At 72.4% G+C, this 17,172-nt stretch carries 15 protein-coding genes and 1 pseudogene; 12 read left to right on the top strand and 4 right to left on the bottom strand.

From position 1 onward, the window contains the following. Positions 1-89 precede the first annotated feature (89 nt). Positions 90-833: a Clp protease N-terminal domain-containing protein gene (locus WA762_RS13860; protein ID WP_335935917.1), complete on the bottom strand. Its 744-nt coding sequence runs from the start codon at positions 831-833 to the stop codon at positions 90-92. Positions 834-987: 154 nt separating this feature from the next. After that, the gene (locus tag WA762_RS13855; protein WP_335935916.1) at positions 988-1,485 is read right to left on the bottom strand and encodes a peptidylprolyl isomerase; all 498 of its coding nucleotides are present in this window, start codon (positions 1,483-1,485) and stop codon (positions 988-990) included. Between the two features lie 519 nt (positions 1,486-2,004). Between WA762_RS13855 and WA762_RS13850 the strand changes: the two genes are divergently transcribed. From WA762_RS13850 to WA762_RS13820, 7 genes are all read left to right on the top strand, one after another. Then, positions 2,005-3,357 (top strand): bifunctional o-acetylhomoserine/o-acetylserine sulfhydrylase, encoded by a 1,353-nt coding sequence (locus WA762_RS13850; RefSeq protein WP_335935914.1) that lies wholly within the window; start codon positions 2,005-2,007, stop codon positions 3,355-3,357. Further along, positions 3,354-4,541, top strand: coding sequence for a homoserine O-acetyltransferase MetX (gene metX, locus WA762_RS13845; RefSeq protein ID WP_335935927.1), 1,188 nt, complete (start codon positions 3,354-3,356; stop codon positions 4,539-4,541). The genes WA762_RS13850 and metX overlap by 4 nt, the downstream gene beginning before the upstream one ends. A gap of 400 nt (positions 4,542-4,941) precedes the next feature. Further along, the gene (gene argC / locus WA762_RS13840) at positions 4,942-5,970 is read left to right on the top strand and encodes an N-acetyl-gamma-glutamyl-phosphate reductase (RefSeq protein WP_335935913.1); all 1,029 of its coding nucleotides are present in this window, start codon (positions 4,942-4,944) and stop codon (positions 5,968-5,970) included. Then, complete coding sequence (gene argJ / locus WA762_RS13835; protein WP_335935912.1) at positions 5,967-7,121, top strand: bifunctional glutamate N-acetyltransferase/amino-acid acetyltransferase ArgJ; 1,155 nt, start codon at positions 5,967-5,969, stop codon at positions 7,119-7,121. The genes argC and argJ overlap by 4 nt, the downstream gene beginning before the upstream one ends. Next, positions 7,118-8,032, top strand: coding sequence for an acetylglutamate kinase (gene argB / locus WA762_RS13830; protein WP_335935911.1), 915 nt, complete (start codon positions 7,118-7,120; stop codon positions 8,030-8,032). The genes argJ and argB overlap by 4 nt, the downstream gene beginning before the upstream one ends. Continuing rightward, entirely contained in the window at positions 8,029-9,225 is a 1,197-nt protein-coding gene (locus tag WA762_RS13825) for an acetylornithine transaminase (RefSeq protein WP_335935909.1), read from the top strand. The genes argB and WA762_RS13825 overlap by 4 nt, the downstream gene beginning before the upstream one ends. Positions 9,226-9,247: 22 nt before the next feature. Then, complete coding sequence (locus WA762_RS13820) at positions 9,248-9,784, top strand: arginine repressor (protein ID WP_335935908.1); 537 nt, start codon at positions 9,248-9,250, stop codon at positions 9,782-9,784. Positions 9,785-9,937: 153 nt separating this feature from the next. On the opposite strand, the gene WA762_RS13815 is transcribed toward WA762_RS13820, so the two are convergent. Further along, the gene (locus tag WA762_RS13815) at positions 9,938-10,546 is read right to left on the bottom strand and encodes a pyridoxamine 5'-phosphate oxidase family protein (protein WP_335935906.1); all 609 of its coding nucleotides are present in this window, start codon (positions 10,544-10,546) and stop codon (positions 9,938-9,940) included. Between the two features lie 195 nt (positions 10,547-10,741). Here WA762_RS13815 and WA762_RS13810 point away from each other — a divergent pair, with 195 nt between their 5' ends. The 3 genes from WA762_RS13810 to WA762_RS13800 all read left to right on the top strand — a co-directional run bounded on the left by WA762_RS13810 (position 10,742) and on the right by WA762_RS13800 (position 14,585). Next, a complete protein-coding gene (locus tag WA762_RS13810; protein WP_335935904.1) occupies positions 10,742-11,935 on the top strand; it encodes an argininosuccinate synthase in 1,194 nt (397 codons plus the stop codon). 86 nt (positions 11,936-12,021) lie between these two features. Then, the gene (gene argH, locus WA762_RS13805; RefSeq protein ID WP_335935902.1) at positions 12,022-13,458 is read left to right on the top strand and encodes an argininosuccinate lyase; all 1,437 of its coding nucleotides are present in this window, start codon (positions 12,022-12,024) and stop codon (positions 13,456-13,458) included. 116 nt (positions 13,459-13,574) lie between these two features. Then, positions 13,575-14,585, top strand: coding sequence for an aldo/keto reductase (locus WA762_RS13800; RefSeq protein WP_335935900.1), 1,011 nt, complete (start codon positions 13,575-13,577; stop codon positions 14,583-14,585). Between the two features lie 264 nt (positions 14,586-14,849). Here the strand turns inward: WA762_RS13800 and WA762_RS13795 are convergent. Further along, positions 14,850-15,287 (bottom strand): annotated as a pseudogene (locus WA762_RS13795) (hypothetical protein); the annotation flags it as partial. A gap of 376 nt (positions 15,288-15,663) precedes the next feature. Between WA762_RS13795 and WA762_RS13790 the strand changes: the two are divergent. Both WA762_RS13790 and WA762_RS13785 read left to right on the top strand, forming a co-directional pair. Then, complete coding sequence (locus WA762_RS13790) at positions 15,664-16,785, top strand: tyrosine-type recombinase/integrase (RefSeq protein WP_335935899.1); 1,122 nt, start codon at positions 15,664-15,666, stop codon at positions 16,783-16,785. Next, positions 16,785-17,165, top strand: coding sequence for a helix-turn-helix domain-containing protein (locus WA762_RS13785; RefSeq protein ID WP_335935898.1), 381 nt, complete (start codon positions 16,785-16,787; stop codon positions 17,163-17,165). The genes WA762_RS13790 and WA762_RS13785 overlap by 1 nt, the downstream gene beginning before the upstream one ends. Positions 17,166-17,172: the final 7 nt, after the last annotated feature.

Below are 17,172 nucleotides of genomic sequence, written 5' to 3'. Positions count from 1 at the left end.
GGGCCTAGGCCCCGGAGCCCGCGGCCGGAAGCCGGTCCCCGCCGACCGGCCGCGCGTGCCCGCCCGGGACGGCCCTGTTCGAAGCCGGGTCAGGACTCCTTCTTCAGCGAGGCGCTCAGGACCGAGAGGGCCTCCTCGATGGCGGACTCGGCAGTCGACTTGTCGATACCGAGACCCGACAGCACGCCCGTGCCGTCCTCCTGTTCCAGCAGGGCCAACAGGATGTGCTCGGTGCCGACGTAGTTGTGGCCCATGCGCAGCGCCTCCCGGAACGTGAGTTCCAGCGCCTTGCGGGCCCCGGCGTCGTACGGGAGCAGGTCCGGCACCTCGTCCACCGGGGCGGGCAGCGCCGCGAGCGCGGCCCGGTGGACCGCCTCCAGGGGGATCTCCTGGGCCTTGATGAACGCGGCTCCCAGCCCCTCCGGTTCGCTGAGGAGCCCCAGCACCAGGTGCTCGGTGCGGATCTCGACGTTGCCCGCGGCGCGGGCCTCGTTCTGCGCGGCCATGACGACGTTCCTGGCCCGGTCGGTGAAGCGGCCGAAGCCCTGGGAGGGGTCGAGGTCCGACGGCTCGCCCGGGCTCTTGGCGACGAACCGCTTCTGGGCGGCCTGCCTGGTCACGCCCATGCTCTTGCCGATCTCGGACCAGGAAGCGCCCGACCGCCGGGCCTGGTCCACGAAGTGGCCGATCAGGTGATCCGCCACGTCGCCGAGGTGGTCCGCGGCGATGACGGCGTCGGAGAGCTGGTCGAGGGCGTCGGTGCTGGCCTTCTTGATGGCCTCGATCAGGTCGTCGAGGCGCACGGGATGGGTCATGCGTACGGGATTCACCATGCGTCAACCGTAGGTTGACACCCCTCGCATGTCAACCGTGAGTTGACGCTTGGGGGTGGGGGCGACGGGCGGTCCCGTCCCGGGACACGGCGAAGCGCGCCGCCCGGGACGAGCCGGGCGGCGCGCTTCGCCGTTCAGAGGTCGTGGGCGACGGTCAGAGGACGCCGCTGTCCGCGATGGTGATCTTCGCCTGGGGGCGGCCGCTCTGCGAGCCGAGGGCCTCGATCCGCTTGACCAGGGTCATGCTCTTCTCGTCGGCGACCTCGCCGAACACCACGTGCTTGCCGTCCAGCCACGACGTCACGATGGTCGTGATGAAGAACTGGGAGCCGTTGGAGTCGGGGCCGGCGTTGGCCATGGACAGCAGGCCGGGCTTGGTGTGCGCCAGCTTGAAGTTCTCGTCGGGGAACTTCGCCCCGTAGATGCTCTTGCCGCCCGTGCCGTTGCCGGCGGTGAAGTCGCCGCCCTGGAGCATGAATTCGGGGATGATCCGGTGGAAGGACGATCCCTTGTAGCCGAAGCCCTTCTCGCCGGTCGCCAGCGCGCGGAAGTTCTCCGCGGTCTTGGGAACGACGTCGTCGAACAGGTTGAACGTGAGCCGACCGGCGGGCTCGTCATTGATGGTGATGTCGAAGTAGACCTTGCTCGTCATGGGACCATCCTGACATCGATGCCTCCCGGCGCGACGCGCGGGAGCGATTCCACGCCGCCGGGGCCCTCCGCCCGGCAGGCCCGCCGGGCCGGTGCGACGGCCGGATCCGCGCCGTGCCGGCGACCCGCGCACACCGCCGTTCCGCCCGTCCGGCGGGCCCCGCCGCCGTACCGCGAGTGCGCGGCGCGCCCGCCGTCGTGCCGCGCGTCCGCCGCGCCCCGGGCCGTCCGGAGCGTCCAGAGTGTCCGGACTGCGGAAGGCGGTGGTACCCGCGGCGCGTCTGTGGTTACCTGGGCGCATGATCGTGCTCGTGACCCGCCGCCACGTGGACTACGCGCGTGTCACGACCATGAGTTGTCGCACCGCCCGCTGACGCGGCGCCGTGGTGACCCTTCCCCCGCCGCAGCCGCCTGCGCGTACCCGCTCCGCGCGGAGCCCCGTACGCCCGCTTCCTGCATCCCGCCGCTCGCACCGGCACCACCCTGCCCGCCGGGCATCGCACGTGTACCGAGGAGAAGCATGAGCCAGCCGACCGACGCCGCCACCGCCGGCCACACCCCCGAGGACGACTCCGCCACCCCCGCCTGGTCCTTCGAGACCAAGCAGCTGCACGCCGGCGCCGTCCCCGACCCGACCACCGGCGCCCGGGCGGTCCCGATCTACCAGACCAGCTCGTTCGTCTTCCGCGACACCCAGCACGCGGCCGACCTCTTCTCGCTCGCCGAGCCCGGGAACATCTACACCCGCATCCACAACCCCACCCAGGACGTCTTCGAGCAGCGGATCGCCGCCCTGGAGGGCGGCGTCGCCGCCGTGGCGCTCTCCTCCGGACAGGCCGCGGAGACCCTCGCCGTCCTCAACCTGGCCGGCGCCGGGGACCACATCGTCTCCAGCGCCGCCCTCTACGGCGGCACGTACAACCTCTTCCGGCACACCCTGCGGAAGTTCGGCGTCGAGGTGTCCTTCGTCGAGGACCCCGACGACCTCGACGCCTGGCGGGAGGCCATCCGGCCCACCACCAAGGCCCTGTTCGCGGAGACCCTCGGCAACCCGCGCGGCAACGTCCTCGACATCCGCGCCCTCGCCGACGTCGCCCACGAGGCCGGGCTGCCGCTGATCGTCGACAACACCGTCCCCACCCCCTACCTGCTGCGTCCCATCGAGCACGGCGCCGACGTCGTCGTGCACTCCGCGACCAAGTTCATCGGCGGCCACGGCACCACCATCGGCGGCGTCGTCGTCGACGCCGGCACCTTCGACTTCGGCGCGCACCCGGAGCGCTTCCCCGACTTCAGCGAGCCCGACCCCAGCTACCACGGCCTGCGCTACTGGCCCGCCCTCGGGCCCGGCGCGTACGCCATCAAGCTGCGGGTCCAGCTGCTGCGCGACCTCGGACCGGCCATCGCCCCGCACTCCGCCTTCCTCCTCCTGCAGGGCGTGGAGACGCTGAGCCTGCGCATGGAGCGCCACTCGTCCAACGCCCAGGCGCTGGCGGAGTGGCTGGAGCAGCGCGACGAGGTCGCGGCCGTCCACTACGCCGGACTGCCCTCCAACCGCTGGTACGAGGCCGGCCGCCGCTACCTGCCGCGCGGCGCGGGCGCCGTGCTCGCCTTCGAGCTGCGCGGCGGCGTCGAGGCGGGCAAGCGGTTCGTGGACGCCGTCGAGCTCTTCAGCCACCTCGCCAACATCGGCGACGTCCGCAGCCTGATCATCCACCCCGCCTCCACCACCCACAGCCAGCTCGACGACGCCCAGCTCGCCGCCACCGGCACCTCCCCGGGCCTGGTGCGCCTCTCGGTCGGCATCGAGAACCTCGACGACCTCAAGGCGGATCTGGAGGCCGGCTTCCGCGCCGCGAAGGAGGCGTCCTGAACACCGCCGACGGGACCAGCCCGAGGACGGTCCCCCCTCCCGCCACCGGCGCGTGGCGGGAGGGGGACCCGTCCGGGCGCCGTGCGTGGCACCAGCTCGCCGAGCCCCTGCCGCTGGAGGCGGGCGGCCGGCTCCCCGGGGTGCGGCTGGCGTACGAGACCTGGGGGCGGCCGGCGCCCGACCGCTCCAACGCGGTCCTCGTCCTGCACGCGCTCACCGGCGACAGCCATGTCGCCGGCCCGGCCGGTCCCGGCCACCCCACCCCCGGCTGGTGGGACGCGCTGGTCGGGCCGGGCCGGGCCCTCGACACCGACCGCTGGTTCGTGGTGGCGCCGAACGTCCTCGGCGGCTGCCAGGGAAGCACTGGCCCCGCCTCGCTCCGCCCCGACGGGCGGTACTGGGGCGGGTCCTTCCCGCGTCTGACGCAACGCGACCAGGTGCTCGCCGAGGCCGGTCTCGCCGACGCGCTGGGCATCGACCGCTGGGCGCTCGTGATCGGCGGCTCGATGGGCGGGATGCGCGCGGTGGAGTGGGCCGTGTCCCACCCGGAGCGCGTCGCCTCGCTGCTGCTGCTGGCCTGCCCCGCGGCGGCCGGCGCCGATCAGATCGCCTGGGCCACCGCGCAGCTCCACGCGATCCGCGCCGACCCGCACTGGCGGGGCGGCGACTACCACGACGCCGGTCCCGGGCAGGGCCCGCACGCCGGTCTGGGCGTCGCCCGCCGCATCGCCCACATCACCTACCGCGCCGCCGAGGAGCTGGACTCCCGCTTCGGCAACCGCGCCCAGGACGGCGAGGACCCCGGGCGGGGCGGCCGCTACCAGGTCGAGTCGTATCTCGACCACCACGCCGCCAAGCTCGTCCGGCGCTTCGACGCGGCCAGCTACGTCGTGCTGGCCGAGGCGATGAACGCCCACGACATAGGCCGCGGGCGCGGCGGCACGCGCGCCGCCCTCGCACGGGTGACGGCGCGGACCCTGGTGGCGGGGGTCGACTCCGACCGCCTCTACCCGCTCGCGCAGCAGGAGGAGCTCGCCGCGGGCATCCCCTCCGCCGACCGGGCCCGGGTGATCGCCTCGCCGTACGGACACGACGGCTTCCTCATCGAGACGCCGCAGGTCGCCGCGCTGGTACGGGAACTCCTGGACGACGTGCGGGACCCGGCCGCCGTCTCCGCCGGATGAGCCCCGCCGGGGACGCGCCGTCGCGGCGCGCCCCCGGCGACGGGCCCGGCCGGCCGACGTGGGGCGGGTGAGGTTCCGGCCGGGGCCGGCCGGCCTGGCGTTTCGGCCGGCGGACAGGAGTCGCGGCCGTCCACCGCGCCTCGCCGCTCCCGCCGCCCTCCCCTTGTACGCCGGTGCCGTCCGCGGGCGTGGTCACGGGCGCGCAGACCGGGAGCGCGCGGCCGCCGGACGTCCCGGCCGCAATCGAATCCCGGCCGCAAGAGATCGCCGGCCGCAAGAGATCGCCGGCGCTCCCGACGAGAAGGCCGACGGCGCCCGGAAGAAGGCCCCGCGCCACGCCCCGGTCATTGCATAAAAGTGCGGTGATGCGTATAGTCATGCCATCGACGAGAGGATTCCGATGGTGGTACGCGCAGCGGTGGCAGGGGCGAGCGGATACGCCGGCGGAGAGCTGCTCCGCCTGCTGCTCGTCCACCCCGAGGTCGAGATCGGGGCCCTCACCGGCAACTCCAACGCGGGGCAGCGGCTCGGCGCGCTGCAGCCGCATCTGCGCCCGCTCGCGGACCGGGTGCTGGAGCCGACCACGCCCGAGACGCTCGCCGGGCACGACGTCGTCTTCCTCGCCCTGCCGCACGGCCAGTCCGCCGCCGTCGCCGAGCAGCTCGGCGACGAGGTGCTCGTCATCGACATGGGCGCCGACTTCCGGCTCGCGGACGCCGCGGACTGGGAGCGGTTCTACGGATCGCCGCACGCCGGCACGTGGCCCTACGGCCTGCCCGAACTGCCGGGCGGGCGCGCCGCGCTGGCCGGGACCAAGCGCGTCGCGGTGCCCGGCTGCTACCCGACCGCCGTCTCGCTGGCGCTCTTCCCGGCGTACGCGGCCCAGCTGGCCGAGCCCGAGGCGGTGATCGTCGCCGCGTCCGGCACCTCCGGCGCGGGCAAGGCGGCCAAGCCGCATCTGCTCGGCTCCGAGGTGATGGGCGGCATGTCCCCGTACGGCGTCGGCGGGGTCCACCGGCACACCCCCGAGATGATCCAGAACCTGAGCGCCGCGGCCGGCGAGCCGGTCACCGTCTCCTTCACCCCGACCCTGGCGCCGATGCCCCGCGGCATCCTCGCCACCTGCAGCGCCCGGGCGAAGCCCGGCGTGGGCGCCGAGGCCGTCCGCGCGGCGTACGGGAAGGCGTTCGCCGACGAGCCGTTCGTGGACCTGCTCCCCGAGGGGCAGTGGCCCGCCACCGCGTCCGTCCTCGGCTCCAACGCCGTGCAGATCCAGGTCGCGTATGACGCCGCCGCGGGCCGGATCGTCGTCGTCGCCGCCATCGACAACCTCGCCAAGGGCACCGCCGGCGGCGCCCTGCAGAGCATGAACATCGCCCTCGGACTCCCCGAGGACACAGGTCTCTCCACGATCGGAGTCGCACCGTGAGCGTCACGGCAGCACAGGGATTCTCGGCGGCGGGCATCGCCGCCGGGATCAAGGAAAGCGGAAACCCGGACCTGGCCCTCGTGGTCAACCACGGCCCGCGCCGCGCCGCCGCGGGCGTCTTCACCTCCAACCGCGTCAAGGCCGCCCCCGTCCTCTGGTCGCAGCAGGTGCTCAAGGGCGGCGAGGTCGGCGCCGTCGTCCTCAACTCCGGCGGCGCCAACGCCTGTACGGGACCGAAGGGCTTCCAGGACACCCACGCCACCGCCGAGAAGGCCGCCGAGGTCCTCCCCGGCCTCGGCGCGGGCGAGATCGCGGTCGCCTCGACCGGTCTGATCGGCACCCTGCTGCCGATGGACAAGCTGCTGCCCGGCATCGAGAAGGCCGCGGCCGCCCTCAGCGAGCACGGCGGCGAGAAGGCCGCCATCGCGATCAAGACCACGGACACCGTCCACAAGACCGCCGTCGCCGGCGGCGACGGCTGGACGGTCGGCGGCATGGCCAAGGGCGCGGGCATGCTCGCCCCCGGCCTCGCCACCATGCTGGTCGTCCTCACCACCGACGCCGACGTGGACGCGGCCGGTCTCGACTCCGCGCTGCGCGGCGCCACCCGCACCACCTTCGACCGGGTCGACTCCGACGGCTGCATGTCCACCAACGACACCGTGCTGCTGCTGGCCTCCGGCGCCAGCGGCGTCACCCCCGGCCAGGACGAGTTCGCCAAGGCCGTGGACGCCGTCTGCGCGGACCTCGCCCGGCAGCTCATCGGCGACGCCGAGGGCGCCTCCAAGGACATCCGGATCGAGGTGATCAACGCCGCGACCGAGGACGACGCCGTCGAGGTGGGCCGCTCCATCGCCCGCAACAACCTCCTCAAGTGCGCCATCCACGGCGAGGACCCCAACTGGGGCCGGGTCCTCTCCGCGATCGGCACCACGAAGGCCGCCTTCGACCCCGACCGGCTGAACGTCGCCATCAACGGCGTCTGGGTCTGCCGGAACGGCAGCTTCGGCGAGGACCGCGACCTGGTCGACATGCGCTACCGGGAGGTCGTCATCACCGCCGACCTCGCCGCCGGCGCCGAGTCCGCCGTCATCTGGGCCAACGACCTCACCGCGGACTACGTCCACGAGAACAGCGCGTACAGCTCATGACCCCGGCGCGGAAGCACACCGCACTCCCGAAGGCGCAGATCCTCATCGAGGCGCTGCCCTGGCTGACCCGGCACCACGGCAAGACCGTCGTCATCAAGTTCGGCGGCAACGCCATGGTCGACGAGGAGCTGAAGGCGGCCTTCGCCCAGGACGTCGTCTTCCTGCGCCAGGCCGGCCTCAAGCCCGTCGTGGTGCACGGCGGCGGCCCCCAGATCAGCGCCCAGCTCGACAAGCAGGGCCTGGTCAGCGAGTTCAAGGCGGGGCTGCGCGTCACCACGCCCGAGGCCATGGACGTCGTGCGGATGGTGCTGGCCGGGCAGGTCCAGCGCGAGCTCGTCGGGCTGCTCAACGAGCACGGCCCGCTCGCCGTCGGCATGACCGGCGAGGACGCCCGGACCATCACCGCCGTCCAGTACCGGCCGGTCATCGACGGCGAGCCCGTCGACATCGGCCGGGTCGGCGAGATCACCGCCATCGACACCGGGGCGATCCAGGCCCTGCTGGACGACGGCCGCATCCCCGTCGTCTCCTCCATCGCCCGCTCCGCCGACGACCACCACGTGTACAACGTCAACGCCGACACCGCCGCCGCCGCGCTCGCCGCCGCGCTGGACGCCGAGACGCTGATGGTCCTCACCGACGTCGAGGGCCTCTACGAGGACTGGCCCCACAGCGACGACGTGATCAGCCGCCTCACCGCCACCGAGCTGGAGAAGCTGCTGCCCGAGCTCTCCAGCGGCATGGTGCCGAAGATGCAGGGCTGCCTGCACGCCGTGCGCAACGGCGTCGAGACCGCCCGGGTCATCGACGGCCGGGTCCAGCACTCGATCCTGCTGGAGATCTTCACCGACGAGGGAATCGGCACGATGGTCGTGCCCGACGAGGAATCCGACACCCAGGGGGAGTCATGAGCAACCAGGAGTACGCGCAGCGCTGGCGGCACGCGCTCATGGACAACTACGGCACCCCGGGGATCTCCCTCGTCCGCGGCGAGGGCGCCCGGCTGTGGGACGCCGACGGCGCCGAGTACCTCGACTTCGTCGGCGGCATCGCCGTCAACGCGCTGGGCCACGCCCACCCCGCCGTCGTCGAGGCCGTCTCCGCCCAGGTCGCCTCCCTCGGCCACGTCTCCAACCTCTACATCGCGCCGCCGCCGGTCGCCCTCGCCGAACGGCTGCTCCAGCTCTTCGGCCGCGACGGGCGGGTCTATTTCGCCAACTCCGGCGCGGAGGCCAACGAGGCCGCCTTCAAGATCGGCCGGCTGACCGGGCGCACCCATGTCGTCTCCACCGAAGGTGGCTTCCACGGCCGGACCATGGGCGCGCTCGCGCTCACCGGCCAGCCCGGGAAGCGCGCGCCGTTCGAACCGCTGCCCGGCGACGTCACCTACGTCCCGTACGGGGACGCAGAGGCCCTGCGCGCCGCCGTCACCACCGACACCGCGCTGCTGGTCGTCGAACCGGTCCAGGGCGAGAACGGCGTGGTCGTGCCGCCCCCGGGCTATCTGGAGGCCGCCCGCGCGATCACCCGGGCCACCGGAACGCTGCTCGTCCTCGACGAGGTGCAGACCGGCATCGGCCGCTGCGGCCACTGGTTCGAGCACCAGGCCCACCAGGGCGTCGAACCCGATGTCGTCACCCTCGCCAAGGGCCTCGGCGGCGGACTGCCGCTGGGCGCGACCGTCGCCTTCGGCCCCGCCGCCGAGCTGCTGAAGCCGGGCCAGCACGGCTCGACGTTCGGCGGCAACCCGGTCTCCTGCGCCGCGGGACTGGCCGTGCTGGACACCCTGGCCGCCGACGGCGCCCTGGACCGGGTGAAGCGGCTGGGCGAGAAGATCAGGAACGGCGTGGAGGGTCTCGGTCATCCGCTGGTCTCCCACGTCCGCGGCGCCGGGCTGCTGCTGGGTATCGTGCTCACCGAGCCCCTCGCGCCCCAGGTGCGCCAGGCGGCTCAGGGAGCCGGAATCCTGGTGAACGCCCCCGCCCCCGACGTCGTGCGGCTGATGCCGCCGCTGATCATCGGCGACGCCGAGGCGGACGCGTTCCTCCAGGCACTGCCCGGCGCTCTCGACGCAGCACACGGGGACGGACGATCCGGAGCGTGAACCGGAGAATGAGGCGAGGACGATGACCGAGGCGCAGGAGACCGAGCACAGCGGGCCCTCCGTGCCGCAGACCCGCACGGCACGCCACCGGCGGATCGTGGACATCCTGAACCGGCAGCCGGTGCGCTCGCAGAGCCAGCTGGCCAGGCTCCTCGCGGACGACGGGCTGAGCGTCACCCAGGCGACGCTCTCGCGCGACCTGGACGAGCTGGGCGCGGTGAAGATCCGCAACACCGGGGGCGAGCTGATCTACGCGGTGCCCAGCGAGGGCGGTTTCCGCACCCCGCAGGCGCCGCTGGGCGGGTCTGCGAAGGAGGAGCGGATGCGCCGCCTCTCCGCCGAGCTGCTCATCTCGGCGGAGGCGTCGGCCAACCTCGTGGTGCTGCGCACCCCGCCGGGCGCCGCGCAGTTCCTGGCCTCGGCCATCGACCAGGCCGAACTCCACGACATCCTCGGCACCATCGCGGGGGACGACACCCTGCTGCTGATCAGCCGGGACCCGGCGGGCGGCCAGGCGCTCGCCGACCATCTGCTCCGGCTGGCCCAGAACGAGCGCTGAGCGGGGCGGAGTCCGGCGCGCCGCCGGGCTCCGCCGCCGCACACCGGACGGGCGCCGTCGGTCCTGGTCCCGCACACCGGACAGGCTCCGCCGCCGCACACCGGACGGCCGGCGTCGGGCCCGGTCCCGCACGCCGGACCGGCGCCGGACGGCTCAGTCCCGCTCCGTGCCCGGCACGGCCGGCATGGCCGGCAGCGGGAGCGGCAGCCCCGGCAGCCCGTCGATGCTCGTCGCCACGTGCTCCTTCTTCTCGAAGTACGCGCCGAGCGAGGCGTCGTCCTCCCGGGCGAAGCGCCGGGCGTGCAGCGGCCGGTCCGCTTCGTACGTCATGAACGGGACCGCGTACCCGCAGGTGTCCCGGATCAGCTCGGCCCGCACCACGATGATCGCGCGCAGCCCGTGCGGGGCGGCATCCACCCCGCCGAAGCGGCCCAGCAGCTGCGGGAACCGGGGATCGTCGCGGAAGACCGGCTCCCCGCGCCCGTGCACCCGCACGATGTTCGGCGGCCCCTGGAAGGCGCACCACATCAGGGTGATGCGGCCGTTCTCCCGGAGGTGGGCCACGGTCTCCGCGTTGCTGCCCGCGAAGTCCAGATAGGCCACGGTCCGCTCGTCGATGACGGCGAAGGAGCCGCTGACGCCCTTGGGGGAGAGGTTGACCGTGCCCTCGCCGTCCAGGGGAGCGGTCGCCGTGAAGAAGATGCGCTGTTCCTCGATGAAGGTCCTGAGCCGCCCGTCGATTCGTTCGTACGTCTTTCCCATGACGGCCATTGTCGCCACAGCTCCCCGCCGGGTCAGGCGTTCCGCCGGGTGATCCCGAGGAGTGGGACGGGCCGTCGGCGGGCGCGCCGGGCGGGGATGCGGGCCCGCGACGCGCGGTCCGCCGCCACTTTTGACAAACCATACGGAGGACTGCATAGTTATACCCATCAGTGATTGCACCGTAAGGAGAAACCCGTGACCGAGCGCGTCGTACTCGCCTACTCGGGCGGCCTGGACACCTCCGTCGCCATCGGCTGGATCGCCGAGGAGACGGGCGCCGAGGTCATCGCCGTCGCCGTGGACGTCGGCCAGGGCGGAGAGGACCTGGACGTCATCCGCAAGCGCGCGCTCGCCTGCGGTGCCGTCGAGGCCGAGGTCGCGGACGCGAAGGACGAGTTCGCCGAGGAGTACTGCCTCCCCGCGATCAAGGCCAACGCCCTCTACATGGACCGCTACCCGCTGGTCTCGGCCCTGTCCCGGCCCGCCATCGTCAAGCACCTCGTCGCCGCCGCGAAGAAGCACGACGCCGGCATCGTCGCCCACGGCTGCACCGGCAAGGGCAACGACCAGGTCCGCTTCGAGGCCGGCATCGCCGCGCTGGGCCCCGACCTGAAGTGCATCGCCCCGGTCCGCGACTACGCGATGACCCGGGACAAGGCGATCGCCTTCTGCGAGGAGAAGAACCTCCCGATCGCGACCACCAAGAAGTCCCCGTACTCCATCGACCAGAACGTCTTCGGGCGCGCCGTCGAGACGGGCTTCCTGGAGGACATCTGGAACGCGCCGATCGAGGACATCTACGAGTACACCCAGAACCCGGCCGCCCCGCGCGAGGCCGACGAGGTCGTCATCTCCTTCAAGGAGGGCGTCCCGGTCGCCGTCGACGGCAGGCCCGTCACCGTCCTCCAGGCGATCCAGCAGCTCAACGAGCGGGCCGGCGCCCAGGGCATCGGCCGGATCGACATGGTCGAGGACCGGCTGGTCGGCATCAAGTCCCGCGAGGTCTACGAGGCCCCGGGCGCGATCGCGCTGATCACCGCCCACCAGGAGCTGGAGAACGTCACCGTCGAGCGCGAGCTGGCCCGCTACAAGCGGCAGGTCGAGCAGCGCTGGGGCGAGCTGGTCTACGACGGCCTGTGGTTCTCGCCGCTCAAGCGCGCCCTGGACGGCTTCATCGAGGAGGCCAACCAGCACGTCACCGGCGACATCCGGATGACCATGCACGCGGGCCGCGCCGTCGTCACCGGCCGGAGGTCCGAGCAGTCGCTCTACGACTTCAACCTGGCCACCTACGACACCGGCGACACCTTCGACCAGTCCAAGGCGCAGGGCTTCATCGAGATCTTCGGCCTCTCCTCGAAGATCGCCGCCAAGCGCGACCTGTCCTGACCCTCCCCGCCCCACACCGCCTCCCCGGACCCTCCGTGCGGGGAGGCGGTCGCACACCCACCCCTTGTCCTTCCGAGGAGCACGCAGTGAGCAACGGCACCAGCAACGGCGACGTACGCCTCTGGGGCGCCCGCTTCGCCGACGGTCCCGCCGAGGCCCTGGCCAAGCTGTCCGCCTCCGTCCACTTCGACTGGCGGCTCGCGCCGTACGACATCGCGGGCTCCCGCGCCCACGCGCGCGTCCTCAGCAAGGCGGGCCTGCTCACCGAGGACGAGCTGGACCGCATGATCGCCGGGCTCGACCGGCTCGAAGCCGACGTGGCGGACGGCTCGTTCACCGGCACCGTCGCCGACGAGGACGTGCACACCGCGCTGGAACGCGGCCTGCTGGAGCGCCTCGGCCCGGACCTGGGCGGCAAGCTGCGGGCCGGCCGGTCCCGCAACGACCAGATCGCCACGCTCTTCCGGATGTACCTGCGCGACCACGCCCGGATCATCGGCGGTCTGATCGCGGAGCTCCAGAGCGCGCTGGTCGGCCTCGCCGAGGCCCACCCGGACGTCGCGATGCCCGGCCGCACGCACCTCCAGCACGCCCAGCCGGTGCTCTTCGCGCACCATGTGCTGGCTCACGCGCAGGCCCTGTCGCGGGACGCCGAGCGGCTGCGCCAGTGGGACGAGCGGACGGCCGTCTCCCCGTACGGCTCCGGAGCCCTGGCCGGTTCGTCCCTGGGCCTCGACCCGGAGGCGGTCGCCGCCGAGCTGGGCTTCGAGCACGGCTCCGTCGGCAACTCGATCGACGGCACGGCCTCCCGCGACTTCGTCGCCGAGTTCGCGTTCATCACCGCGATGATCGGCGTGAACCTCTCCCGGATCGCGGAGGAGGTCATCATCTGGAACACGAAGGAGTTCTCCTTCGTCACCCTGCACGACGCCTTCTCCACCGGCTCCTCGATCATGCCGCAGAAGAAGAACCCGGACATCGCGGAGCTGGCGCGCGGCAAGTCGGGCCGCCTCATCGGCAATCTGACCGGCCTGATGGCCACGCTGAAGGCGCTCCCGCTGGCGTACAACCGGGACCTCCAGGAGGACAAGGAGCCGGTCTTCGACTCCTGCGACCAGCTCGAAGTCCTGCTGCCCGCCTTCACCGGGATGATGGCCACCCTCACCGTCAACCGCGAGCGCATGGCGGAGCTGGCCCCGGCCGGGTTCTCGCTCGCCACCGACGTCGCCGAGTGGCTGGTCAAGCAGGGCGTGCCGTTCCGCGTCGCGCACGAGGTGGCCGGCGCGTGCGTCAAGGAGTGCGAGCGGCACGGCATCGAGCTCGACCAGCTGACCGACGAGCAGTTCGCGGAGATCTCCGAGCATCTGACCCCCGAGGTCCGCACGGTCCTGAACGTGCCCGGCGCGCTCGCCTCCCGCAGCGGACGGGGCGGCACCGCCCCGTCGGCGGTGGCGGTCCAGCTCGCCGAGGTCAAGGCCGATCTCGCCGTCCAGCAGAGGTGGGCCGCCGCGAAGGAGAGCTGACCGCTCCGCCGGGGCGGCCGGGCGGGGAGCACGCCCACGCGCACACGCTCCCCGCCCGGCCGCCCCGGACCGGGTTACGTTGACGGGGACCGCCCCCGGACGACGAGGAGCCCACGATGCCGTTCGCCCTTGCCCGAGCCCTCGGCCTCGCCCGCCCCGGAGAGGCCCCGCCGGACGGCACGAGGACTCCGGCCGCCCGCGTCGGGCTCGGCCTGGCCGCGGTCGGCCGGCCCGGCTACATCAATCTCCACCGCGACCGCGACCTGCCCGGCGACCGCGGCGTCGAGGCCCTGCGCGAGCGCACCCACGCCCTGCTGGACGCCGCCTACGCGCAGGGCGTCCGCTACTTCGACGCCGCCCGCTCCTACGGCCGCGCGGAGGAGTTCCTCGCCGGCTGGCTGACGGCGCGCCCGGACGCGGACGACGTGGTCGTCGGCAGCAAGTGGGGCTACACCTACACCGCCGGCTGGCGCGTCGAGGCCGAGGCCCACGAGGTCAAGGACCACAGCCCGGCCACGTTCCTGCGCCAGCGCGCCGAGACCGGGGCGCTGCTCGGCGACCGGCTCGACCTCTACCAGATCCATTCGGTCACCCCCGACAGCCCCGCCCTCACCGACCGGGAACTGCACGCCCGGCTGGCCGCGCTCGCCGCCGAGGGCGTCGGCGTCGGCCTCTCCACCAGCGGCCCCCGCCAGGCCGACGCCATCCGGGCCGCGCTCGCCGTCACGGTCGACGGCGAGCCGCTCTTCCGTACCGTCCAGGCCACCTACAACGTCCTGGAGACCTCGGCGGGCCCGGCGCTCGCACAGGCGCACGACGCCGGGCTCGCCGTGATCGTCAAGGAGGCCATGGCCAACGGCCGGCTCGCCGGGGCGGAGGCCCCGGAGGCGGTCCGGGAGGCCGCCGCCGGAGAGGGCCTCGGCGCCGACGCGGTCGCCCTGGCGTTCGTGCTGCACCAGCCCTGGGCCGATGTGGTGCTGTCCGGCGCCGCGACCGTCGGCCAGCTCACCGGGAACCTCCGCGCCACCGCCGTCGGCCTCGACGAGGAGCGGCGCGCTCGGCTCGGCGCCCTCGCCGAGCCGCCCGAGGCGTACTGGCGCCACCGGTCCGCGCTGCCCTGGAGCTGAGCCCGGGACACCGGGCGCGCTGTTCCGCGCCGCGCCCGGTGCGGGACGGCGCGGGTGGTGCGTGACGCGGCGGCGGCCGGTCCCGGACCGGCGACCGGGCGTTCCGTGCGGTGCCCGGCGGACCGTCCGCGGATCGGCGGGCGTCGCCCCGGGGTCTCAGGGCCCGCTCGTCCGGCCGGCGGCGCGGTCCGGCCCCGCGCCGCGCGTCCCGGGACGCCCCGGGCGCCGCCCCGGGGCGGCGGGCGACACCGGCCCGTGCTCGTCCGCCCAGGCGGCGAGCGTCTCGAAGTCGGCCGGCAGCAGCCCCGTCCACGGATCGATCCGGAGCAGCAGCGCCACCGCCCCCTGCCCGCGGACCCACTCCCGGTCCGGGGCGCCGATCTCGTCGTCCACCCAGGCGAACGGCCGGCCGGCCGCGTAGGCCACGACGTGCGGCGTCTTCCAGGACGTGCCGGCCGGCGCGCGTCCGTACACCGAGGGCCAGTCCACGTACGGCAGCCGGGGCAGGCCCAGGCGCGGCCCGATCCAGACGTTGGCCTCGTCCCGCCAGGTCGTCGCCCAGACCAGCTCGTAGCGACCGGCGAGGCCGAGCAGGGCCCGGCCGTGCGCCGGATTGAGCAGGACCGGCAGCGGCGGCCCGTGGTCCCAGCCGGCCGGCCGCGTCAGGCAGGTGAGGTAGCCGTCCGGCGTCCCCGGGAGCATCAGCGCCGCGTACGGGTTGAGCGGGCCGTCGACGTCGACCAGCAGAAGAGGCAGTGTTGACTCCACTGCACCAATGATGCCGCTAGCGAACGCGAGAAGTGCAGGTTCTGCGTGGCATCTCAAGACGAGTTCTACCACGACTCGGCGAGCCAAGTTGCGTGTCCTGCTGCCTGATTCCTCGTTGTGATGACTGTGATGCATCAACGGTGCCGCTCGGACAACGCGAGGGCAGTCTGGTGACGCGATGAATGAGCACGGAGCGTGATCGGTGAGTCGAGCCAGCCGCAGTGCAGTCCAGCGTGGTCCTGCGCCGGCACCCGGTGTTGCGACGCTGTACGTCGTTCCCGGCGTGCCCATATTGCGGCCTGCGGAGGCTGTGTTCGAGAGCACCCTTCTGGGCTTTCGCGAGCACCAGAAGGCCAGGAACCTGCAGGACACGACGGTCAACGGCCGGGAAAGCGTGATCCGGCAGGTTCAGGCCGTCGCGGACGCCTACCCATGGGAGCCTGCCTGGAATGCCGCGTTGTTCGACCGTTGGATGTCGCTGTGTGCGCCGGGCAACACGAGCGGCACTCTGGGGTCGAAAGCGCGAGTCCTGCGGCTGTACTTGGAGTACCTCACCAACCCGGCTTACCAGTGGCAGGAAGTGTGCCTGAACCTCTTCGGTACCTTCCCAGCGCAGGTGGTACGTGACCTCAATGCGGTCCGGCACTCGCAGGATTACGTGGGGCGACCCAACCGGAATCGTCCGCTGACACGGCAGGAGATCAAGCGGTTCTTTTCCCAAATGGATCCGGAGATCAAGCGGATGCAGGCTGAGGGACACAAAGGTGCGCTGGCCGCGGCCCGGGATGTGGCAATGTTCACCACCGCCTACGCGTGGGGACTGCGGCGTCGAGAAACCGCCCGACTGGAGACGCATGACTGGCGACGCCAAGCGAAACTGCCGGAATTCGGGGACCTGGGCGGGCTATCGGTGCGGTGGGGCAAGGCGAGTGCGGGGCAGCCGCCCCGGCGACGAACCGTGGTGTCCGTGTGGCCATGGGCCGTCGCCACTGTTCGCTTCTACCTCGACCACGTGCGTCCGCAGTTCTATCTTGACCGGCCGGACGACGGCGTCATGTTCCCGACCGAGCGCCACGAGACGATCTCCGAACGCTCCGTGAATGCGCGCTTCGCGACCTGGCGTGATCGGGCCAGCCTGTCTGCGGAGCTGGACCCGCACTGTCTGCGGCATACCTACGTCACCCGACTCATTGAGAGCGGTTATGACACGCAGTTCGTCACTGAGCAGGTTGGACATTCCCACGCTGCTACGACGGCCATCTACACGGCGCTCAGCAGCGACTACAAGAACCTCAAGGTGCGGGAATTCCTTGATGCTCAAGAGGAGAAGATGCTGCACCAGGCATTCGCCCGTGCCGATGCGGAGGCCCAGATGGAGGATGAGTTCGAGGAAGCTCCCGCAGAGCCACGCAGCAATCGCAGGAGGGCGTGATGGCTGACGCCAATGATGCTGCACACCGCAAGGCCGTGGAAGAGCTGCAGCCCCAGTACGAGTGGCGCCTGCGTGAGCTGATGGCCGTCCGCAAGAACTGGTACACCACTACCAAGCTGGTCCCAGCCCTTCGTGAGCGCGGCTTCGAATTCGATCGCAGCTACATCTTTCGCCTCGTGAAAGCGGATCAACCACCCAAGGTGGCCATCGGTCTGCTTGTGGCTCTGTGTCAGATCCTGGAGTGCACATTCGAGGAACTCGTGGTCCCGATCACGCCGGAAGAACCCGCGGTGCCGGAGCCTGGACCGGTAGCTCGGCTGCGGCCGGTTCTTCCGGATGCTCCGATGCTGTCGCCGGACTTCTTCGATGCCGAAAGCTGAGTTGTGC

The organism is Streptomyces tyrfis (assembly GCF_037034285.1).
GTDB lineage: Bacteria > Actinomycetota > Actinomycetes > Streptomycetales > Streptomycetaceae > Streptomyces.
Note: the sequence above shows the minus strand (reverse complement) of the source record. Positions and strands in the feature narration are given on the sequence as shown.